21 protein-coding genes are annotated in these 21,315 nt (G+C 64.7%); 10 read left to right on the forward strand and 11 right to left on the reverse strand.

Going from position 1 to position 21,315, the window contains the following annotated elements; translation table 11 throughout:
- Position 1 precedes the first annotated feature (1 nt).
- Both gcvPB and HGK27_RS05630 read left to right on the forward strand, forming a co-directional pair.
- Complete coding sequence (gene gcvPB / locus HGK27_RS05625; RefSeq protein WP_206239432.1) at positions 2 to 1,567, forward strand: aminomethyl-transferring glycine dehydrogenase subunit GcvPB; 1,566 nt, start codon at positions 2 to 4, stop codon at positions 1,565 to 1,567.
- Positions 1,568 to 1,702: 135 nt separating this feature from the next.
- Positions 1,703 to 2,197: a CcdC protein domain-containing protein gene (locus tag HGK27_RS05630; RefSeq protein WP_206239435.1), complete on the forward strand. Its 495-nt coding sequence runs from the start codon at positions 1,703 to 1,705 to the stop codon at positions 2,195 to 2,197.
- Here HGK27_RS05630 and HGK27_RS05635 read toward each other — a convergent pair.
- The gene (locus tag HGK27_RS05635) at positions 2,145 to 3,074 is read right to left on the reverse strand and encodes a DMT family transporter (RefSeq protein WP_206239437.1); all 930 of its coding nucleotides are present in this window, start codon (positions 3,072 to 3,074) and stop codon (positions 2,145 to 2,147) included. The genes HGK27_RS05630 and HGK27_RS05635 overlap by 53 nt on opposite strands.
- A 44-nt stretch (positions 3,075 to 3,118) precedes the next feature.
- Here HGK27_RS05635 and HGK27_RS05640 point away from each other — a divergent pair, with 44 nt between their 5' ends.
- Positions 3,119 to 3,325 carry a hypothetical protein gene (locus tag HGK27_RS05640; protein ID WP_206239439.1) on the forward strand — a complete coding sequence of 69 codons (207 nt, stop codon included), beginning with the start codon at positions 3,119 to 3,121 and terminating at the stop codon, positions 3,323 to 3,325.
- A gap of 265 nt (positions 3,326 to 3,590) precedes the next feature.
- Here the strand turns inward: HGK27_RS05640 and HGK27_RS05645 are convergent, their stop codons facing one another.
- From HGK27_RS05645 to HGK27_RS05670, 6 genes are all read right to left on the reverse strand, one after another.
- On the reverse strand, positions 3,591 to 5,138 hold the full coding sequence (locus tag HGK27_RS05645) for a CpaF family protein (protein ID WP_206239440.1): 1,548 nt from the start codon (positions 5,136 to 5,138) through the stop codon (positions 3,591 to 3,593).
- Between the two features lie 469 nt (positions 5,139 to 5,607).
- Positions 5,608 to 5,865: an ATP synthase F1 subunit epsilon gene (locus HGK27_RS05650; RefSeq protein WP_206239442.1), complete on the reverse strand. Its 258-nt coding sequence runs from the start codon at positions 5,863 to 5,865 to the stop codon at positions 5,608 to 5,610.
- Between the two features lie 3 nt (positions 5,866 to 5,868).
- On the reverse strand, positions 5,869 to 7,314 hold the full coding sequence (atpD, locus tag HGK27_RS05655) for a F0F1 ATP synthase subunit beta (protein ID WP_206239444.1): 1,446 nt from the start codon (positions 7,312 to 7,314) through the stop codon (positions 5,869 to 5,871).
- Positions 7,315 to 7,338: 24 nt separating this feature from the next.
- On the reverse strand, positions 7,339 to 8,214 hold the full coding sequence (locus tag HGK27_RS05660) for a F0F1 ATP synthase subunit gamma (protein WP_206239445.1): 876 nt from the start codon (positions 8,212 to 8,214) through the stop codon (positions 7,339 to 7,341).
- A gap of 24 nt (positions 8,215 to 8,238) precedes the next feature.
- Complete coding sequence (gene atpA / locus HGK27_RS05665; protein WP_206239447.1) at positions 8,239 to 9,768, reverse strand: F0F1 ATP synthase subunit alpha; 1,530 nt, start codon at positions 9,766 to 9,768, stop codon at positions 8,239 to 8,241.
- 78 nt (positions 9,769 to 9,846) lie between these two features.
- On the reverse strand, positions 9,847 to 10,401 hold the full coding sequence (locus HGK27_RS05670) for a F0F1 ATP synthase subunit delta (protein WP_206239449.1): 555 nt from the start codon (positions 10,399 to 10,401) through the stop codon (positions 9,847 to 9,849).
- 294 nt (positions 10,402 to 10,695) lie between these two features.
- Between HGK27_RS05670 and HGK27_RS05675 the strand changes: the two genes are divergently transcribed.
- Positions 10,696 to 11,598, forward strand: a complete 903-nt coding sequence (locus HGK27_RS05675) for a CPBP family intramembrane glutamic endopeptidase (RefSeq protein WP_206239451.1) — start codon at positions 10,696 to 10,698, stop codon at positions 11,596 to 11,598.
- Here the strand turns inward: HGK27_RS05675 and HGK27_RS05680 are convergent.
- Positions 11,583 to 13,763: a primosomal protein N' gene (locus HGK27_RS05680; RefSeq protein ID WP_206239452.1), complete on the reverse strand. Its 2,181-nt coding sequence runs from the start codon at positions 13,761 to 13,763 to the stop codon at positions 11,583 to 11,585. The genes HGK27_RS05675 and HGK27_RS05680 overlap by 16 nt on opposite strands.
- Before the next feature lie 201 nt (positions 13,764 to 13,964).
- Between HGK27_RS05680 and fsa the strand changes: the two genes are divergently transcribed.
- The 4 genes from fsa to HGK27_RS05700 all read left to right on the forward strand — a co-directional run bounded on the left by fsa (position 13,965) and on the right by HGK27_RS05700 (position 18,611).
- Complete coding sequence (gene fsa / locus HGK27_RS05685) at positions 13,965 to 14,615, forward strand: fructose-6-phosphate aldolase (RefSeq protein WP_206239454.1); 651 nt, start codon at positions 13,965 to 13,967, stop codon at positions 14,613 to 14,615.
- A 22-nt stretch (positions 14,616 to 14,637) separates the two neighbouring features.
- Complete coding sequence (gene cobT / locus HGK27_RS05690) at positions 14,638 to 16,452, forward strand: cobaltochelatase subunit CobT (protein ID WP_206239455.1); 1,815 nt, start codon at positions 14,638 to 14,640, stop codon at positions 16,450 to 16,452.
- Positions 16,453 to 16,619: 167 nt separating this feature from the next.
- Complete coding sequence (gene cysS, locus HGK27_RS05695; protein WP_206239457.1) at positions 16,620 to 18,098, forward strand: cysteine--tRNA ligase; 1,479 nt, start codon at positions 16,620 to 16,622, stop codon at positions 18,096 to 18,098.
- A 39-nt stretch (positions 18,099 to 18,137) separates the two neighbouring features.
- On the forward strand, positions 18,138 to 18,611 hold the full coding sequence (locus HGK27_RS05700; protein ID WP_206239459.1) for a DUF3828 domain-containing protein: 474 nt from the start codon (positions 18,138 to 18,140) through the stop codon (positions 18,609 to 18,611).
- A gap of 4 nt (positions 18,612 to 18,615) precedes the next feature.
- Here HGK27_RS05700 and HGK27_RS05705 read toward each other — a convergent pair whose 3' ends face one another.
- Both HGK27_RS05705 and HGK27_RS05710 read right to left on the reverse strand, forming a co-directional pair.
- On the reverse strand, positions 18,616 to 19,035 hold the full coding sequence (locus tag HGK27_RS05705; protein WP_241126858.1) for a hypothetical protein: 420 nt from the start codon (positions 19,033 to 19,035) through the stop codon (positions 18,616 to 18,618).
- Positions 19,025 to 19,222: a hypothetical protein gene (locus tag HGK27_RS05710; protein ID WP_206239460.1), complete on the reverse strand. Its 198-nt coding sequence runs from the start codon at positions 19,220 to 19,222 to the stop codon at positions 19,025 to 19,027. Before HGK27_RS05710 ends, HGK27_RS05705 begins: the two co-directional genes overlap by 11 nt.
- A gap of 112 nt (positions 19,223 to 19,334) precedes the next feature.
- Here HGK27_RS05710 and HGK27_RS05715 point away from each other — a divergent pair, with 112 nt between their 5' ends.
- Positions 19,335 to 19,997 carry a S24 family peptidase gene (locus tag HGK27_RS05715; protein ID WP_206239462.1) on the forward strand — a complete coding sequence of 221 codons (663 nt, stop codon included), beginning with the start codon at positions 19,335 to 19,337 and terminating at the stop codon, positions 19,995 to 19,997.
- Between the two features lie 18 nt (positions 19,998 to 20,015).
- Here HGK27_RS05715 and HGK27_RS05720 read toward each other — a convergent pair whose 3' ends face one another.
- Entirely contained in the window at positions 20,016 to 20,525 is a 510-nt protein-coding gene (locus tag HGK27_RS05720; RefSeq protein ID WP_206239464.1) for a thioredoxin family protein, read from the reverse strand.
- Positions 20,526 to 20,626: 101 nt separating this feature from the next.
- Here HGK27_RS05720 and HGK27_RS05725 point away from each other — a divergent pair, with 101 nt between their 5' ends.
- Entirely contained in the window at positions 20,627 to 21,298 is a 672-nt protein-coding gene (locus tag HGK27_RS05725) for an MBL fold metallo-hydrolase (protein ID WP_274617175.1), read from the forward strand.
- Positions 21,299 to 21,315: the final 17 nt, after the last annotated feature.

Raw genomic sequence — 21,315 nt, forward strand, 5'->3', positions numbered from 1 at the left:
GATGAACGCTCCGAATGCATCCGGCTGGAAGCCTGAAATGGTGGCCGATGACGGTTCCGTGCAGCCGATGACCGTGTCGGGAGACAAGGGCCTTCAGCTTGAAGAGCCCTTGATCTTCGAACTCAACCGCGCGGGCCAGACCGGCGTGGACATCGATGCGCCGACGCGCGGGCCCATCGCGGGTCTCGCCAAGTTCCTGCGCAAGGCGCCCGCCGCTTTGCCGGGCCTGACCGAGCCGGAGGTGGTGCGCCACTACACCCGCCTGTCGCGCCAGAACTATGCCATCGATCTGGGGCCGTTCCCGCTGGGTTCGTGCACCATGAAGCACAATCCGCGCCTGAATGAGAAGGTCGCGCGGATGCCCGGCTTTGCGGATATTCACCCGCTGCAGCCCAAGCACACCGTCGCTGGCGCCTTTGAAGCCATTGCCGAGCTGTCGGACTGGCTGATCGGCTTGACCGGCATGGCCGCCGTGGCGCTGAGCCCCAAGGCTGGCGCCCATGGCGAGCTGTGCGGTCTGCTCTGCATCCGCGCCGCGATCGAGGCCAAGGGCGAGAACCGCCCGGTGGTTCTGGTCCCGGAAAGCGCGCATGGCACCAACCCCGCCACTGCCGCCTTCGCCGGTTTCCGCGTGGAGAGCATCCCTGCCACCGAGGATGGTCGCGTGGATATGGCTGCTCTGGTCAGTCGCCTCGGCCCCGATGTGGCCGGTGTGATGATTACGAACCCGAACACTTGCGGTCTGTTCGAGCGTGATCTGAAGGCGATTTCGGACGCCGTTCACGCCTATGGCGGTTACGTCTACTGCGATGGCGCGAACTTCAACGCCATCGTCGGCAAGGTGCGCCCCGGCGATCTGGGCGTGGACGCCATGCACATCAACCTGCACAAGACCTTCTCCACCCCGCATGGTGGTGGCGGTCCGGGTTCGGGTCCGGTGGTGCTGTCCGAGGCGCTGGCGCCCTTCGCCCCGCTGCCCTTCGTGCAGCGTGAGGCCGATGGCCGCGTGCATCTGGTGGAAGAGGAAGAAATCGCCTCGACCGGCCATGCGCAGAGCTTTGGCCGTATGGCGGCTTTCCACGGCCAGATGGGCATGTTCACCCGCGCGCTGACCTACATTCTGTCGCATGGCAATGATGGCCTGCGTCAGGTGTCGGAAGATGCCGTGCTGAACGCCAACTACATCCTGCGCGAGCTGGAAGATGTGCTGGAAGCGCCTTTCGCCAAGGCGGGCCCCTGCATGCATGAGGCGCTGTTCAGCGATGCCGGCCTTGCCGCCGGCTTCTCGACGCTGGACATCGCCAAGGGCCTGATCGACGAGGGCTTCCACCCGATGACGGTCTATTTCCCGCTGGTCGTCCATGGCGCGATGCTGATCGAGCCGACCGAAACGGAAAGCCGCGCCGGTCTGGACCGCTTCATCGCCAGCATGCGCTCGCTGGCCGAACGTGCCCGCGCGGGTGACGAACGCCTGAAGACGGCGCCGCACTTCACCCCGCGCCGTCGCCTTGATGAAACCCTGGCCGCCCGCAAACCGGTGCTGGTGTGGAAGGGCGACAAGGCCTGATTGCGTGCGCCACGCCGAGAGGCTGGCGCAACGTAAGCACAAATGGGAGCGCGAGGGTGTAACACCCTCGCATTTCTCTCTTTTCTTCCCTGATGGCTGTGTTATTCTTTTAATACAGTCATCAGGGACCAAAACATGCATAACGGCAATCCTTACAGCCAGTGGATTCCCATCGCCGTGATCGTGGTGGTGCTGGCGCTGCGCAGCCGCCAGATCGGGCGGGAGCGACCGTTCCGCCCCGCTCTGTCGCTGATCCTGCCGGTGATCGCTCTGGCAGCGATCACCGCGCTGCTGATTGCCCGCCCGCCCGAACCATTGGGCTGGGCCGCTCTGGCCGGAGGACTGGTGCTGGGCGTGCCGCTGGGCTGGCAGCGCGCGAAACTCACCCATATCGGCCGCGATCCGGTCACCGGCGCGCTGTTTATCCGCCAGTCGGCGGCGGCGATGATGCTGCTGGTCGGCGTGATCGTGCTGCGGCAGTTTGCCCGCTATGAAATGGTCGAGGCAGGCGCGGCCCATGCCGCCTGGCTCGCGCTGGCCAGCGATGCGCTGATCGGCTTTGCCCTGGGCAGCATTGTCACCTTCCGCGGGGAACTCTACCTGCGGGCGCGCTCTCTTCTGGCGGCGTAGCAGCGGCGCGGGCGCGAACCCGCTCTCGCCAGACGATCACTAGCCCGGCGGCCACCACCAGAGGCGCCCCCAGCCATGTGCTGGCAGGCGGCATCTGGTGGAAGACCAGCCAGCCATAAAGCGTCGTCCAGATCAGCGAGGAATAATCCATCACCACCACGGTGGAGACCGGGCCATAGCGCAAGGCCGCCGTCAGCAGCAGCTGCGCCAGCGTGCCGATGCTGCCCATGGCCAGAATCATCGCCCATTGCAGCGGCGTGTGATGCGTCATGGTGAAGGGCAGGGTGGGCAGCATCAGCACCGTGCCCACCAGCGAGAAGTAGAACACCACCGAAAGCGGCGTTTCCGTGCGGCCCATATCGCGCAGCTGGATCGAGACCACCGCCACCATAAAGCCCGAAGCCAGCCCGACCAGCGCCCCGATCGGGGAAATCGGCATGGCGCCGGGCCGCGCGATCACCAGCACCCCGGCAAAGCCCAGAGCCACCGCCAGCCCGCGCCAGCGACCGGGTTTCTCCCTCAGGAACAGTGCGGACAGCACCACCGCGAACATCGGCGTGGTGAAGCCCAGAATGGTCGCCACCGCCAGCGGCAGCAGGATCGTTGCGCCGAAATTGGCCAGCATGCCCACCATGCCCATCAGCGACCGCGTGGCATGGCTCTTGAAACGGGTGGTCTTGAGTTGCCACATCTGCCCGCGCAGCAAAATCCAGCCCAGCAGCAGCGGCAGGGCCCCGGCCTGTCGCCAGAAGATGATCTCCGGCAGGGAAACGCCCATCTGATGCACCAGCTTGACCAGCATATACAGGCTGGACATGGCCAGTGCCGCGCCAAGCCGAAGGCCCAGCGCCAGAAAGGGGCGTTGATGAACAGGCATGAGTTTCCGTTTACCCGCGCGCGCCGTTGAGGCAAGGGCAGGCGATGGAATTGGACTTTGCGAAATGCGCATGGGTCGCGAGCCTTTCGGTATCGCTGGCCGTGCTGGGCTGGCTGGCCGACCGTCGCCGTTTGCGCCGCGCCGATCCGGACGCTGTGGGCTGGGTGCCGTGGCGCGGAATCTCGTTCTGGGCGACGATGGTGGGGGTGCTGGCTGCGGCTGGGGCCGTGAAGTTCTGGATGGTGTCTTAAAGGGGGAAGAAGAGATTATGCGAGGGGGTTACCCCCTCGCGCTCCCGGGTTTGTCTGCGTTGCGCTTCGGGTTCGACATTGCGCCCGGATTGCCGCGCCGCAGGCCTGAACTTGCTGGCTCTGTCTCTCCTCAGGGATGACTTGCCTGCGGCGTTTTAGGACACGCAGATGGAGAGGCCGCGCGCGCCGATGGGGCGGCACCACCCTATCGTCGGGAGACGTAACGGGGGTGCAGGGGGCGTAACGCCCCCTGCTTCAACTTTTCTTACAAACAGGCCTCAAGATAAGCCTGATCGAACCCGAACTGACGCGCCTTTTCCAGCGTATAAGGCCGCAGACCCGAGGGACGGAACTCACCGATGATCTTGCCGTCCTCGCTCTCGTCCAGATATTCGAACTTGAACAGCTCCTGCGTCACGATCACATCGCCTTCCATCCCGATCACCTCGGTGATGTTGGTGGTGCGGCGCGAGCCGTCGCGCAGGCGCTTCACCTGCACGATGATGTCCACCGATTCGGCGATCTGGCGGCTGATGGCTTCCTTGGGGATCTTGATGTCGCCCATCAGGATCATGTTTTCCATACGGCCAAGGCATTCGCGCGGGCTGTTGGCGTGGAGCGTACACATCGAGCCGTCGTGACCGGTGTTCATCGCGGCGAGGAGGTCGAAGCACTCCGCGCCACGAATTTCGCCCAGAATGATGCGATCCGGGCGCATACGCAGGGCGTTCTTCACAAGGTCGCCGATGGTGATGGCGCCCTGGCCTTCAAGGTTGGGCGGGCGCGTTTCCAGCGGCAGCCAGTGCGGCTGCTGCAGGCGAAGTTCGGCGGCGTCTTCGATGGTCAGCACGCGCTCGCCGGGGTCGATCATCTTCGACAGGGCGTTGAGCATCGTCGTTTTACCCGAGCCTGTACCGCCCGAGATGACGATGTTCATGCGACAGGCGCCCGCAATCTTCAGCGCGGTGCACATCGGGTCCGACATGGAGCCGAAATCGCGCAGCATATCGAGCGTGATCGGCTTTTCGGAAAACTTACGAATCGAGATGGCGGTGCCGCGCAGCGAGAGCGGCGGCACGATCACGTTAACGCGGCTGCCGTCCTTCAGGCGGGCGTCGGCCAGCGGCGTGGTCTGGTCGACGCGGCGGCCGACCTGATTGACGATGCGCTGCGCGATCTGGAACAGATGCTGCTCGTCGCGGAAGCGGATGGTCGAAAGGGTCAGCTTGCCCTTCTTTTCGATGTAGGTCTGATCCGGGCCGTTGACCATGATATCGGACACGTCGGGATCGCCCAGCAGCTCTTCGAGCGGGCCAAAGCCGAGCAGCTCGTCGATCAGCACCTTTTCCAGCGCGAACTGCTCACGCCGGTTGAGGGTGATCTTCAGCTCGGCCAGCACCTCCATGATGATGGGGCGGAATTCCTCGGCCAGTTCATCCTTCGTCAGCGTGGCGGCGGCTTCGGGATCGACGCGCTCCAGCAGGCGTGGCAGCACCTCTTCCTTGATCTTGTGAACGCTGGCCTCGAAACCCTCGGCCTTATGCGTGTTCTCGACCGTGGTGTTCATGCGCTCGTCGAGGCGCGCCATGGCCTCGCTGCGCAGGGGCTGGGGCGCAGACGGAGCGGGCGCCGGGGCCGGAGCGGGCGCGGCGGATTCGGCAGGCAGCGGCGGGAATTGCTGTCCACCCGGCGGCGGCTGCTGAGGCTGGGCCGCCGGAGCAGCGCCACCCTGCATGGGCCGCGCCACGCCGAATTGCGGGCGTGCGCCTTGCCCGAAGCTGGTGGGGCCGTTGCGTCGCCCGAATGCGCTCATAAGTCTCGATCCCTGATCACGTCCCGGCCACAGCCCAGCCGGGTGTGGCGTATGATGGTTGGTGAATAAGACGGAAACTTTGAGGATTTGCTAATAAGTAAGCACGGGTGAGGGGGATTACGGGGCGTTCAGGGAGGAAAAGGAAAAAGCGAGGGCCATCGCCCTCGCGCTCCCTTTACGTCTCCCGACGATAGGGCAGTGGCGCCCGATCCTCGTGCTTAACCTCTCCACCTGCGCGGCATGCCGCCGCAGGCAGTGGATCGCTGGAGAGGGCAGGCTGCACGTGAAATTTGAAAGCCTGCGGCGCAACAATCTGGGCGCAACGCTGAACCCTTGGCGCAACGTAGACATTCATGGGAGCGCGAGGGGGTAACCCCCTCGCATCTTTCCCTTAACTCCCTTGAACAAAGAAAAACCGGGCAACGGAACCCCGCCACCCGGTCTTTCTAATCACGTAAGGGCAGAAAAATCAGCCCTCGACATGCTCCGCCAGCACGGTGAGGCCGCTGGCGCTCACCTCGGCGAAGCCGCCCGAGACGGCGATGTCTTCGGGGGTGCCGTTTTCAGTACGGTACACCTTCAGCACGCCGTCGCGCACGGTGGACATGAAGGGCGCGTGGCCTTCAAGCACGCCGAACTCGCCTTCCGTGCCGGGAACGACCACCATGTGGACGCTCTCGGACCGGACCAGACGCGCAGGCGTGACGAGCTCGAAATGCAGTGCCATGGATCAGGCCTCCGCAGCCAGCTTCTTGCCCTTTTCGATGGCTTCGTCGATGCCGCCGACCATGTAGAAGGCGTTCTCGGGCAGATGGTCGTATTCGCCATCGACCACAGCCTTGAACGAGCGGACGGTGTCCTCGATCTGCACGAACTTGCCGCTGATGCCGGTGAAGACTTCGGCCACGTGGAAGGGCTGCGACAGGAACTTCTGGATCTTGCGGGCGCGGGCTACGGTGAGCTTATCTTCTTCCGACAGCTCGTCCATGCCCAGGATCGCGATGATGTCCTGAAGCGACTTGTACTTCTGCAGCGTTTCCTGAACGCGGCGGGCGGTCTCGTAGTGCTCCTGACCGACAACGGCGGGCGTCAGCACGCGCGAGGTCGAGTCCAGCGGATCCACGGCCGGGTAGATGCCCAGCTCCGAGATGGCGCGGTTCAGCGTGGTCGTGGCGTCAAGGTGAGCGAACGAGGCAGCCGGGGCAGGGTCGGTAAGATCGTCTGCGGGCACGTAAATGGCCTGCACCGAGGTGATCGAACCCTTGGTGGTGGAGGTGATGCGCTCCTGCAGGGCGCCCATGTCGGTCGACAGGGTGGGCTGGTAACCCACGGCCGAAGGAATACGGCCCAGCAGAGCCGACACTTCCGAACCGGCCTGCGTGAAGCGGAAGATGTTGTCCACGAAGAACAGCACGTCCTGGTTTTCCTGGTCGCGGAAATACTCAGCCATGGTCAGACCCGACAGAGCAACGCGAGCGCGGGCGCCCGGGGGCTCGTTCATCTGGCCGAACACCAGAGCAACCTTCGAACCATCGGGGGTCGGGTTGCCCTCGGCGTCCTTGGCGATAACGCCGGCGTCGAGGAACTCGTGATACAGATCGTTGCCCTCGCGGGTACGCTCACCCACGCCGGCGAACACCGACACGCCGCCGTGGCCCTTGGCGATGTTGTTGATCAGTTCCTGAATGAGAACCGTCTTGCCCACGCCGGCGCCGCCGAACAGGCCGATCTTGCCGCCCTTGGCGTAGGGGGCCAGAAGGTCGATGACCTTGATGCCGGTGACCAGAATGGCCGCTTCGGTCGACTGCTCGATGAAGGGCGGGGCTTCGGCGTGGATCGGGGCGAACTGGGTCGCGCCGACGGGACCGCGCTCGTCGATCGGCTCGCCGATGACGTTGAGGATGCGGCCGAGGGTCTGCGGGCCCACGGGGACCGAGATCTGGGCGCCGGTGCTGGTCACGGCCTGGCCGCGCGTCAGACCGTCGGTCGAGTCCATGGCGATGGTGCGGACGGTGTTCTCACCCAGATGCTGGGCAACTTCGAGAACCAGACGGTTGCCGTTGTTGCTGGTTTCCAGCGCGGTGAGAATGGCGGGCAGTTCGCCGTCGAACGAAACGTCGACGACGGCGCCGATGACCTGGCTGATCTTGCCAGTGGAGGTGAGCACGGTGGCCATAGGGTTATTCCTTTTGGTCGTCGATCAGAGCGCTTCGGCGCCCGCGATGATTTCGATGAGTTCAGTGGTGATCGCGGCCTGACGGCTGCGGTTGTACTGAACGGTCAGCTTGTTGATGAGGTCGCCGGCATTGCGCGTGGCATTGTCCATGGCGGTCATCGATGCGCCCTGTTCGCTCGCCGCATTCTCCAGCAGAGCGCCGAAGAGCTGGGTGCGCAGGTAACGCGGCAGCAGCGCGGCGAGGATGTCTTCCTCATCGGGCTCATATTCCACCACGGCGCCGCTGGTCTCCGCAGCCACCTTGGGGGCGGGCACGGGGATGATCTGCTGCGTGGTCGGCTCCTGCAGCAGGGCGCTGCGGAACTTGGAATAGAACAGATGAGCCACGTCGAACTTGCCCGCTTCGTAAAGCGCAACGAGTTCGTTTGCGATCGCCTCGGCCTCGGCAAAGCCGGGTTCGCGCACCGAGGTGGTGTCGAATTCGGCCTCAACCGCCTTGGGGAATTCCCGGCGCACCACCGCACGGCCCTTGCGGCCGATGAGGTAGAACAGCACGGTCTTGCCCTCGGCCTGAAGGGCCTGCGCCTTGGCGCGGGCGGCCTTCAGGATGTTCGAGTTGAACGCACCGCACAGGCCGCGATCCGAGTTGGCCACCACCAGCAGATGCACCTGCGACTTGCCGGTGCCGGCGAGCAGCTTGGGGCTGTTCTCGCTGACGGTGATGCGGCTCGCGAGCGAGCCCATCACCTGCGCCAGACGCTGGGCATAGGGGCGGGCGGCCTCGGCGGAAGCCTGCGCCTTGCGCAGTTTTGCCGCCGCGACCATCTGCTTGGCCTTGGTGATCTTCTGGGTCGACTTGACCGAGTTGATGCGTAGCTTGAGTTCTTTAAGACTGGCCATCGCCAATTACCCTCCCGGTAAGGTTCAGGCGTACTGCTTGGCGAAGGTGTCGAGCGCGGCCTTCAGCTTGCTCTTGGCCTCATCGCCCAGATCCTTGGTGTCGCGGATCAGCTTGAGGACATCGGCGTGGTTCTGATGCAGGAAGCTCAGCAGCTCAGCCTCATACTCGGTCACCTGCTTGACAGGGATGCTGTCGAGGTAGCCGTTGGTGCCAGCGAAGATCACCGCGGTCTGCTCCTCGAAGCCGAGGGGCGAGAACTGGGGCTGCTTGAGCAGCTCGGTCAGGCGCGCACCGCGGTTCAGCAGCTTCTGGGTCGAAGCGTCGAGGTCCGAACCGAACTGGGCGAAAGCGGCCATTTCGCGATACTGGGCCAGCTCCAGCTTGATCGAGCCGGACACCTTCTTCATCGCCTTGGTCTGCGCCGACGAACCCACGCGCGACACCGACAGACCCACGTTGATGGCCGGACGGATGCCCTGATAGAACAGGCCGGTTTCAAGGAAGATCTGGCCGTCGGTGATCGAGATCACGTTGGTCGGAATGTAGGCCGACACGTCACCGGCCTGCGTTTCGATGATCGGCAGGGCGGTCATCGAGCCGTTGCCGAAGTCGTCGTTCAGCTTGGCGGCGCGCTCCAGCAGGCGGCTGTGCAGATAGAACACGTCGCCGGGGTAGGCTTCGCGGCCCGGGGGACGACGCAGCAGCAGCGACATCTGGCGATAGGCCACGGCCTGCTTGGAAAGATCGTCATACACGATCACGGCATGCATGCCGTTGTCGCGGAAGAACTCGCCCATGGCGCAGCCGGTGTAGGGGGCCAGATACTGCAGCGGAGCGGGCTCCGAAGCGGTGGCGGCCACGACGATGGAGTACTCCATCGCGCCGTTCTCTTCGAGCTGACGCACGATCTGAGCGACGGTCGAACGCTTCTGGCCGACGGCGACATAGATGCAATACAGCTTCTTGCCTTCGTCGTCGCCCTGGTTGGCGGCCTTCTGGTTGATGAAGGTGTCGATGGCGACGGCGGTCTTGCCGGTCTGGCGGTCACCGATGATCAGCTCGCGCTGGCCACGGCCGATGGGAACCAGAGCGTCAATGGCCTTCAGGCCGGTCTGCACGGGCTCGTGCACCGACTTGCGAGGGATGATGCCCGGAGCCTTCAGCTCGACGCGGCGGCGCTCGGTGTATTCGATCGGGCCCTTGCCGTCGATCGGGTTGCCCAGCGCGTCGACCACGCGGCCCAGCAGGCCCTTGCCGGTCGGCACGTCCACGATGGTGCCGGTGCGGCGCACAGTGTCGCCTTCGCGGATCTCGCTGTCCGAACCGAAGATCACGACGCCGACATTGTCGGCTTCGAGGTTGAGGGCCATGCCCTGCACGCCATTGGCGAACTGCACCATCTCACCGGCCTGGACCTGGTCCAGACCGTGGATGCGGGCGATGCCGTCACCCACCGACAGCACGCTGCCCACTTCCGAGACCTGGGCCTCGGTGCCGAAATTGGCGATCTGGTCCTTGATGACCTTCGAGATTTCTGCGGCGCGGATATCCATGTTCAGCCTTTCATCGAAGTCTTGGGGAAGGGCCCTACAGTTAGGTTTGCCCTTCGTCGCTTAGCCAAAAGAAGGAGGTTAGCCCTTCATCGCCTGAGCGAGAGAATTGAGACGGGTGCGGATCGAGCTATCGATCTGCTGGCTGCCGATGCGCACCACCAGGCCGCCAAGCAGCTCCGGATCGACATCGGCCTTGATCTTGACGGTCTTGCCTTCGCGGGCAGCCAGCTTGGCCGACAGGGCGGCAAGCTGATCGTCGGTCAGCGGGTGAGCGCTGGTGACCTGGGCGGTAACCTCGCCGCGGGCGGCAGCGGCGATCGAACCGTAAGCGGCGATCACCTGCGGCAGCGCCGAGAGGCGGCCATTGGCGGCCAGCACGCCGAGGAACTTGCGCGTTACATCGCCCAGTTCCAGCACGCCTGCCACGCCGCTGAGCGCCTGCCCTGCGGCATCGCGGCTGACCAGCGGGTTGCGAATCAGGTTGGACAGATCGTCCGAGGCGGCCAGTGCCGCACCCAGTTTCTCAAGATCGGCCTCGACAGGCGAAACAACGCCCGTTTCCTGGGCCAGATCGAACAATGCCGAGGCGTAGCGGCCTTGCAGGCTGGCGGTGATGCCGGCGGAATTCTCCACGCGCGTCGGTCCCCTTTAATCCGGACTCTGAACGCATGAAAGACCGGACCCCGATGCCCGACCCCCGTTCAGATGGTCGGGCGCATAGCGGGCATTATCGCGCTATGCAAGCCGCCGGGGGGTCGCCATGGGGCATGACGTGTCAAAAATATGAAAACGCTATGAACGGAGGGGCAATACGCCATTTGACGCGGTCGCATTGGTATGCGGAGGCGCGAATCACTCCACAGGCAGATGGGCTCGACAGCCGGGCTGCCGTGAGGGAGAAGAAGGGCCGTTCCTGAAAGGTCCTTGATGACGCATCCTGACGCCTCTGTTGCCACGACTTCGCAGCCGCGCTGGCGGCGGGTGCTGCTTCATCCCGGCAGCCTGCTGGCGATCGGTTTTATCTGGCTCGCGCTGGCCGAGGTGGTGCCGCTGTTCCTCTCGGAAAAGCTGTTCGGGCGCAATGCGGAGCATCATATCCACCCCGCTGTCGAAATCGCGGTGGCGCTGTGGCTGCTGGTAGCGTGGAAGCTCTACAAGCGTTGGGTGGAGCGCTGCGCCGATATCGAACTGCCATTGGCCAGAGCCTTGCCCGAATGGCTGGCGGGTCTGGCTTTCGGCATTCTGCTGTTCAGCGTGATGACCGGCGTGGTGGCGCTGCTGGGCGGGTTGACCGTGACGGGCGTGGGCGGGTTTGGGCAGCTGGCTCCAATGCTGAGCATGGCGGCGATCTCCGGCGTGGGCGAGGAGCTGCTGTTTCGCGGTGTGATCCTGCGCCAGCTGGAAAAGATGGTGGGCACATGGGGCGGTCTGGCGCTGACCTCGGCCTTCTTTGGCCTGGCGCATCTGGGCAATGCGGGGGCGACATGGTTTGCCGCTCTGGCCATCGCGCTGGAGGCCGGACTGCTGCTGGGTGCGGCCTATCTGCTGACGCGGCGGCTGTGGCTGGCCATCGGCATCCACAGCGGCTGGAATTTCACGCAGGGGTGGATCTTCAGCGTGCCGGTGTCAGGCGGCAAAGCACCCGAGGGTCTGTTGCTCACCCAGCGCCACGGCCCCGAATGGCTGACAGGCGGCGCCTTCGGTCTGGAGGCCAGCGCGGTCGCGATGGTGGTGGCGACCTTCGCTGGCGTGGTGCTGATGCGCCGTGTGATCCGGGCGGGTGGCATCGTGCCCGCGCCTTGGACCTTACGGCGTCACACAAAGGAATAAGGATCGATATCCACGCCCACGCGCACGCCGGGCGGGAATTTCAGCCCGCCCAGCCATTGCCGGATCACCGTCTGTACCTGCGCCGAGCGTTTGGCATTGATCAGCAGCCGATAGCGATAGCGCCCGCGCAGCTGCGCCATGGGGGCAGGGGCGGGGCCCAGCACCGCGACATCGGGTAGATTGGGCCGGGTGCCGCCGATGGCGCGGGCGGCGTCGCGTGCCTCGGCTTCGTCTTCGGAGGAGACGATGATCGCGGCCCAGCGTCCGAAGGGCGGGGCGAAGGCGGAGCGGCGTCCTTCCGCCTCGGCGGCGTAGAAGGCGTTTCGGTCGCCGGCGGCCAGAGCGGCGATGACCGGGGCGCTGGGCGAGCGGGTCTGGATCAGCACCTCCCCCGGCTTTTGTGCGCGGCCCGCGCGGCCCGCCACCTGAGCGATCTGCTGATAGGTGCGTTCGCCCGCGCGCAGATCGCCGCCTTCAAGGCCCAGATCCGCGTCGATCACGCCCACCAGCGTCAGATCGGGGAAGTGATAGCCCTTGGTGACAAGCTGCGTGCCGACGATCACATCGATCATCTTGTTCTCCGCCGCCGCCACGAACTCGCCGATCTTTTCCGGGCTGTTGAGCGTGTCGGAGGTGACCACCGCCACCCGCGCATCGGGCATGATCTGGGCCACTTCATCGGCGATGCGCTCCACGCCGGGGCCGCAGGCGACGAGGCAGTCGCCCTCGCCGCATTCGGGGCAGGCGGGGGGCATGGGTTCCTCATGCCCGCAATGGTGGCAGGCGAGGCGGCGTGAGAGGCGATGTTCCACCAGCCATGCGCTGCAATCGCTGCACTGGAAGCGATAGCCGCAATGCCTACACAAAGTCAGCGGCGCATAGCCGCGCCGGTTGAGGAACAGCAGCGATTGCTCACCCTTCTCCAGCCGGTCTTGCAGCTTTTCCACCAGCGGCGGGGCGATCCAGTGGTTGCGCTCGGGCGGGTGCTGGGTGAGATCGACGATCTGGATGTCGGGAAGGCTGGCCCCGCCGAAGCGCGAGGGCAGATCGACCTTCTGGTACACGCCTGCCTCGGCCAGCTGCATCGATTCGAGCGCGGGGGTGGCGCTGGCCAGCACCACCGGGATCTGCTCGAAACGGGCGCGGATCACCGCCACATCGCGGGCGTTGTAGCGCACGCCATCGTCCTGCTTGAAGCTGATTTCGTGCGCTTCGTCCACGATGATCAGCCCCAGCGCGGCATAGGGCAGGAACAGCGCCGAGCGTGCCCCCACCACCACCTGAGCGCTGCCATTGGCCACCGCGCGCCACGCGCGCCGCCGCTCGCCCGATTTCAGACTGGAGTGCCAGAGGATCGGCGCCACGCCGAAGCGCGCCTCGAACCGGCGCAGGAAGTTTTCCGTCAGCGCGATTTCGGGCAGCAGCACCAAAGTCTGGCGGCCAAGGCGAAGCGCTTCGGCGACAGCCTCGAAATAGGTCTCGGTCTTGCCCGAGCCGGTCACGCCATCGAGCAGGAAGGGGGTGAAGCCGTCCTTCTGCCGCCCTTGGCGCACGGCCTCGATAAAGCGGTCGGCGGCCTCCTGCTGGCCATCCGACAGGGTGGGCACATCATGTTCGGGATCGGCGGGAGGGTAGGGGCGGTCGAGATCGACCTGCACCGCCTCCATCAGGCCGTTGTTCACCAGTCCACGCAATACCGCTTCCGAAACGCCCGCAATCTCGGCCATCTCGCGCAAGGTGCCTTGAGCGCCCGGCAGCTTTTCCAACGCCTGTTTGCGCTGGGCGGTCAGGCGACCCGGTTCGGCGCCCTCGACCAGCCGGTATTCGGTCATGGTGCGCCCGCCTTGCAGCGCGGCGGTGCTGGACAAGGCCATCCGCGTCACCGAGGCCAGCGAGGCGCAATAGTAATCCGCCGTCCATTCGATCAGTCGCCGCAGAGGCGCGGGCAGGGGCGGCACCGGCAGCACCGAAAGGATCGGGCGCAGGCGGTTGTCGCCCACCTCCTCGGCGGGCAGGCGTTCCGGCTCCCACACCACGCCAAGGATCTGGCGTGGGCCCAAAGGCGCGACCACCACGCTGCCCGGCTCCACCGTCATGCCGTGGGGGGCGCGGTAATCCAGCACCGGCAGGGCGGCATTCATCACAAGCAGGCGGATACGGGTCATGGGGGTCATCTAGAGCATCGTGCGAAAAAGTGGGAACCGGTTTTTCGCGAAAACGATGCGGCATCAACGAAGCTCTTGGCGCTGGCGGGGGAAGGGGCACAGGTATAAAAAGGAAGGGTTGGGTTCCGCGCCAAGCCTGCCTATAGGCCCAAGCATCACGGGGCGGAATCGCCCGATCACGCCAGCGCAGGAGTGCCAGCCATGAAATTCTTCGTCGACACCGCCGAAACCAAGGACATCGCCGAACTGGCCGCCACCGGCCTGCTCGATGGCGTGACCACCAACCCCTCGCTGATCGCCAAGTCGGGCCGTGACTTCATCGAAGTCACCAAGGAAATCTGCGGCCTGGTCGATGGCCCGGTCTCCGCCGAAGTCGTCAGCCTCGACCATGAGAGCATGATGCGTGAGGCCGAGATCCTCCGCAAGATCGCCGACAATGTCTGCATCAAGGTGCCGCTGACCTTCGACGGCCTCAAGACCTGCAAGGCGCTGACCGGCGACGGCACGATGGTGAACGTCACCCTGTGCTTCTCGGCCAATCAGGCGCTGCTGGCCGCCAAGGCTGGCGCGACCTTCGTCTCGCCCTTCATCGGCCGCCATGACGACAATGGCTTCGACGGCCTCGACCTGATCCGCGACATGCGCCTGATCTATGACAACTATGACTTCCAGACCGAAATTCTGGCCGCCTCGATCCGTCATGGCGTGCATGTTCTGGAATGCGCCCGCATCGGCGCGGATGTGATGACCGCGCCGCCCGCCGTCATCAAGGGTCTGGTCAAGCATGTGTTGACAGACAAGGGTCTGGAAGGTTTCTTGGCCGACTGGGCCAAGACCGGCCAGAAGATCTGATTTTTCAAATAAGGTAAGCACATTGGCGGAGGAAACACCCCTCGATCGGTTCAAGCAGGCTCTTACCGGCACCGCGCGCGCGATGTCGGATGTGGCCGAGGTCGAGGTGAACTGGTCCGCCGATGTGCCTGCCATTTCGGGCACGACGATGCGCGTGCCCATGCCCGGTCGCGGCCTCCCGCTGGAGGCCGCGATGCAGGCGCGCGGCGTGGCCGATGGCTATGCCTTGCGCATCAAGCATCACAATGCCGCGCTGCACAACCGCGCCCAGCCCGCCGAAGCGACCGCGCGCGCCTGTTTCGACGCCATCGAGCAGGTGCGTTACGAGGCTTTGGGCGCCAATGAATATGACGGCGTGCGCTACAATCTGGGTGCCGCGCTGGATCAGCGCATCGCGGGCGATCCCATCACCCGTGTCGAGCGGCCCGATCAGGTGCCTTTGCCCACGGCTCTGTCGCTGATCCTGCGCGAGCATCTGACCGGTGAGCCCGTGCCTCCCGCTGCGATCAAGGGCGTGGCGATGGTGCGCAAGTGGATCGAGCAGAAGGCGGGCAAGGATTTCGAGGCTCTGGCGGAAAAGCTGGATGACCAGAAGGCGTTCCAGCATCTGGCGCTCGATATGCTGGGCCATCTGGAGCTGACCCGCGCCGAGCTGGAACCCAATGGCGAGGACGAGGAGAACCCCGAGTCCGGCGACGAGCCCGATGACGACGATCAGCCCGGCGAGGACTCGCAGGAAATGCCTCAGCCGATGGAGGCGGCCTCCGAGCCGACGCGCGGTGACGATGAGGGGCAGGACGACGCCGATGGCGAAATGTCCGACGATGCCGACGATTCCGAAGGCAGCGAGGATGCCGAGGATGGCATGTTGCCAACGCGGCCCAACCGCCCGTGGACGGAAACGCCTGAAAACTTCGATTACAAGAGCTTCACCACCCAGTTCGACGAGGTGGTCGCAGCCCAAGACCTGTGCGACGATGAAGAACTGACCCGCCTGCGCGCCTATCTGGACGCGCAGTTGAAGGGGTTGCAGGGCGTCGTCACCAAGCTGGCCAACCGTTTGCAGCGCCGGTTGATGGCGCAGCAGAACCGCAGCTGGGATTTTGATCAGGATGAGGGCATGCTCGATGCCGCGCGTCTTGCCCGTGTGGTGGTCGCGCCGGGGCAGTCGCTCAGCTACAAGATCGAGCGCGATGTCGAGTTCAAGGATACGGTCGTCACGCTGCTGATCGACAATTCGGGCTCGATGCGCGGGCGGCCGATCTCCATCGCGGCGATTTCGGCTGACGTTCTGGCCCGCACTCTGGAGCGCTGCGGGGTCAAGACAGAGGTTCTGGGCTTCACCACCAGCGCCTGGAAGGGCGGCAAGAGCCGGGAGCAGTGGCTGGCCGGTGGCAAGCCTGCTCATCCGGGGCGTCTCAATGACTTGCGGCACATTGTTTACAAAAAGGCTGATGAGCCCTGGCGCCGGGCGCGCAAGAATCTCGGCCTGATGATGCGCGAAGGGCTGCTGAAGGAAAATATCGACGGCGAGGCGCTGATCTGGGCGCATAACCGCATGCTGGCCCGGCAGGAGGACCGCCGCATCCTGATGGTGATCTCCGACGGCGCGCCGGTGGATGACAGCACGCTGAGCGTCAATGCGGCGGGCTATCTGGAAACCCATCTGCGCAAGGTCATCGAGTGGATCGAGAAGCAGTCGCCGGTGCAGCTGGTGGCGATCGGCATCGGCCATGATGTGACGCGCTATTACCGCCGCGCCGTGACCATCATGGATGTCGAGCAGCTGGGCGGCACGATGATCGAGCAGTTGGCGGGCCTCTTCGAAGACGGTTGAGTCGTTTGCGGCACGATGCGAGGCATCGTGCCGGGCGGCACCGGCCCTCTCCCCCGCCCGGCCACCCAGAGCATACCGTCGAGTAGCCGGGCGAGGGAGCGGGCCGGTGCCGCCAAAAGCGCTGTGGCGCTTGACCTTTCCCTCGCGCCTTGCCAACCGGCAGGGCTATGACTGACGCCACGCCCCTGAAGCTGTTCAACAGCCTGACCCGCCAGCTCGAAACCTTCGAGCCCGTCCACCCCGGCGAGGCGCGCGTCTACAGCTGTGGCCCCACGGTCTACAACTATCCGCATATCGGCAATATGCGCGCTTATGTGTTTGCCGATGTGTTGGGGCGGGTGCTGTCCTTCAAGGGCTACAAGCTTTCCCACGTCATCAACATCACCGATGTGGGCCATCTGACCGACGATGCCGACGCCGGTGAGGACAAGATGGAAAAGATGGCCGCGAAAGAGGCCAAAAGCATCTGGGCCATCGCCGAGCATTACACCGAGGCTTACTGGGCCGACATCAAGGCGCTGAACATCCGCCAGCCGATGGAATGGTCGGTGGCGACGAAATATGTGCCCGCGATGATCGAGTTCGCCGAAAAGATCGCCGACAAGCACTGCTATGAGCTGGAAAGCGGCCTCTATTTCGATGTGGCCAGCGTGGCCGATTATGGCCGCCTTGCCCGTGCCCACACCGAAGAGGGCGAGGGCCGCATCGAGGCTGTCGAGGGCAAGCGCAACGCCGCCGATTTCGCGATCTGGCGCAAAACCCCCGCTGGCGAGACGCGCCAGATGGAATGGGATTCGCCCTGGGGTCGCGGTGCGCCGGGCTGGCATCTGGAATGCTCGGTGATGAGCGGGCAGCTGCTGGGCTTCCCCTTTGACATTCACACCGGCGGCATCGATCACCGCGAAATCCACCACCCGAACGAGATCGCGCAGAATCAGGCCTTCTGCTGCTCCGGAGGGCTGGACGTGCCCGGCAATTCCGGCGCCAAGCTCTGGATGCACAACAATTTCCTCGTCGAGCGCAGCGGCAAGATGAGCAAGTCCTCGGGCGAGTTCCTCCGCCTGCAACTGCTGATCGACAAGGGCTATCACCCGCTGGCCTATCGCCTGATGTGCCTTCAGGCGCAGTATCGCAGCGAGTTGGAGTTCAGTTGGGAAGGGCTGGGCGCTGCTTTGACGCGCCTGAAGCGTCTGGTGATGGCGGTGGAGCAATTGCGCGCGCGCCTCAACGATGAAGGCGGCTCCGTGATCGAGGGCGCCGAGCCGGGGCCGAAGTTCGCGCCCCTGCGCGAGGCTTTCGCAGCGGCGGTCAGCGACGATCTGGGCACGCCGATTGCGCTCACCCAGCTCGAAGCGGTGGTGGCGCTGAAAAAGGTCGATCTGGGCCAGAAGCTGGCGGTGATCGCCGAGATGGATGCGGTGCTGGGCCTCAACCTGCTGGCCCTGACTCGCGCCGAATTGCGCCTCAAACCCAAGGTCGCCACCATCACCGAGGCCGAGATCGACGAGATCCTCGCCGCCCGCCGTCAGGCCCGTGCGGACAAGGATTTCGCTAAGTCCGATGCCCTGCGCGACGACCTCGCTGCGCGCGGTGTGGAGGCCATGGATGGCGACCCGCTCGGCTGGGACTGGAAGCTGGAGGCGTAAAGGGTTAAGAACGCTCCCGGTTTACGCCGGGAGAGTTCTATGTCCGTCGCCACCTTTGCCAGCCTGTTGCTTGCCGCCGGAGCGCCCAGCCTGGGGGACGGGCGGGCGCTCGATGCTCTGGTCAACCAGATTTACGACCCCTATCGCGGGGACGGACACGCGGAATATTGGAACGCGCCGATCTACTCCACGCAGACCCGGCAACTGATCCAGATGTGGTCGCAGAGCCGCCGGCACGGCAGCGATGATGTCTCCGAAACCGATATGCTTTGCGATTGTCAGGACTGGGACGCCAATGCCTTCCATGTCGAGACGATCAGCCGTCAGTTCACCGGGCCGGGCCGGGCGGTGCTGCTGCTGCGCGTCTGGCAGACCAAAAGCGATCACAGCAATGTGCGCCTCTCGCTGATCAAGGAGGGCAGCCGCTGGACGGTGGAGGATATCGGGGACTCGGCGGGCGGCAGCGGCCTGAGGTCCGCCCTTGGCCGCGCCATGAGCAAGGCGCGGCGCTAGAGTTTCAGATTTCGTTGAGCAGCAGCAGGTCGGCCTCGACCACCATCAGCGGGCGGGGCTGGGTAAGATGCGTCACCTCGCTGACGCCCGCATCGGCCACCAGCCGGCCCGGCAGATGGAATTCGTGATCGGGCAGCAGGGCGATGAAACTTTCCGCCGCCGCAATGCCCGGATCGCCCGCGAAGCTCAGCGTGATGGTGTGGCGCGTGCCTGAAAAGGTGGCGCTGGCCCAGGGCCTTTCGGCGTGGGAGATCAGCTCGCTTTCCGGCCCCGCCAGTCGCATCACCGCATCGAGCAGGCGCAGCGCCGGATCGCGCCGCCGCCGGGAGCCCAGCGCGCCGCCGCCATCATGCGCCGTGGGCTTGCGCGAGGGGCCGGAGAAGAGGCGGATCAGATCGCGCCCATGGTGAAAATCAAAGCGCATGGTCGGCCTCCTTCGGTTGGGCGTGGCTGTCGATAAAGGCCTCGATGCGGCGGGCGAGGTCATCGCGCGGCACGCGGCCATTGCGCATATCGCCGACCAGACGCGGGTCATGCGCCACCAGCCGCCCGAATTTGGTCCACGGCATGCCGCTGTGGCGCAGAAACGTCTCGATCCTTCTGAGCAACATCAAAGCCCCCTTTCGTCTGGGCGCCTGCGGTGGAGCCCGAATCAGAATGTTCTTTAAATGTTCCATTCGAAGTCCTACTTGTCTAGGAAATTTCCTATGATAGGATGGTGCCATGAACAGCACCGATCCGCGCAACCGACTGGTCGAATTGGCGCGTGAGCGCGGCACCAGCCTGGCTGCGCTTTCGGAATTGATCGGGCGAAATACCACATATATTCAACAATTTGTGCGCAAGGGCAGTCCGCGCAAGCTGGAGGAGGGAGACCGGCGCACGCTGGCCCGCTTCTTCGGCATCGCCGAGTCGCAGTTGGGTGGCGTGGAGGATAAATCCTCGCTGCTGGACTTGAAGCGCGAGACTTCGGCCTGGGTCGATGTGCCGCGTCTGGCGCTCGATGCTTCGGCGGGGCCGGGGGCGCTGCCGGAAGCCATGGTGGTGGGGGAAAAGCCCTTTGGCCACTTCCGCTATGCGCGGCGCTGGTTACGCGGGCAGGGGCTCGATCCCGCGCATCTCTCGGCGATTGCCGTGGCGGGCGATTCGATGGAGCCTGCCCTGCATGATGGCGACGAAATCCTTGTCGATCTGCGCCCGCGTGACTGGGGTGACGGCGTCCATGTGCTGCGGCTGGGGGAGACGTTGCTGGTTAAGCGGCTGGCCTTCCGTCAGCCGGGGCAGGTGCATGTGATCAGCGAGAACCCGCGCTACGCCCCCTATGATCTGCCGCTGGAAGAGGTGGCGATCATCGGGCGAGTCGTCTGGAAATGCGGGCGGATCTAGACCCGCCCGCACAGGATCTCACTTCGTCCAGCTGGCCAGCCAGTCGGCCAGCGCTTGCGGGCTCATATGGCGCGCGTCGGACAGGGCCGTTTCGTGGCCGGGGTTCAGCACCTTGCGGGTTCTGGGGTCGATGATCAGCACGGCGGGCACGCCCTTGGGGCGCGGCGGCTGGCCGTAACCGGCCCAGATGTCGAGATTCTTGGTGTAGCGGCCCACATCGATCGTCACCTCGACATAATGCTTTTCCACGAAGGCTTTAACCTCGGGCAGTTCGATCGTGCCGGCCAGCACGCGGCAGTCCGGGCACCAGTTGCCGCCGAAATCGAGCAGCAGCAGCTTGTGCTCCTTCTTCGCCCTGGCCGTGGCCTTGGCGACATCAGCCTTGGCATCGGCATTCTCGTCATAGGGCAGTGGCAGTGGCTGGTTGAGCTGGTCGAAGCTGGAGATCGCCACATGCGGGGCCGGAGCCGCCAGAGCGGGCGCGGCAGTGCAGGTGAGGGCGATGGCGGCGGCAAGGAAAAGGCGCATCCCATGAATCCTAACTAAATGAGTTGAGATTTTTATAGGCCGCGCCCGCCGATGTGCAACGCCCTTTGCGCGCATGGTTTTCGCCGCTATCTCCCGATGCCATGGCCACCAATCCCACCAAGCCCGAACCGCCGCTGCGCGCCGCGATCATCCCCGTCACCGCCTTCCAGCAGAATTGCTCGCTGATCTGGTGTACCAAGACGATGCGCGGGGCGCTGGTCGATCCGGGCGGCGATCTGGACAAGTTGAAGGCGGGCGTCGCCAAAGCGGGTGTCACGCTGGAGAAGCTGCTGGTCACCCATGGTCATATGGACCACTGCGGTCTGGCAGGCGTGCTGGCGCAGGAGTTGGACCTGCCGCTGGAAGGCCCGCATGAGGATGACCGCTTCTGGATCGAGGGGCTCGACAATCCCAACACCCGCATGGGCCTCGAAGGCAAAAGCTTCGAGCCGACTCGCTGGCTGCAGGATGGCGACACCGTCACCGTGGGCGAGCTGACGCTGAATGTGATTCACTGCCCCGGCCATACGCCCGGCCATGTGGTGTTCTTCCACGAAGAATCACGGCTGGCGATCGTGGGCGATGTGATCTTTCAGGGCTCGATCGGGCGGACGGATTTTCCCAAGGGTAATCATCAGCAGTTGATCGATTCGATCACGGAAAAACTGTGGCCACTGGGCAAGGATGTGAATTTCATCCCCGGCCATGGCCCCATGAGCAGCTTCGGCCATGAAATGCTGACCAACCCCTTTGTGGGCAGCCGCTACGGTTAAAGGCAAAGGGGGCGGCG

Origin of the sequence: Novosphingobium terrae, from assembly GCF_017163935.1 — a bacterium.
Taxonomy (GTDB): domain Bacteria; phylum Pseudomonadota; class Alphaproteobacteria; order Sphingomonadales; family Sphingomonadaceae; genus Novosphingobium; species Novosphingobium terrae.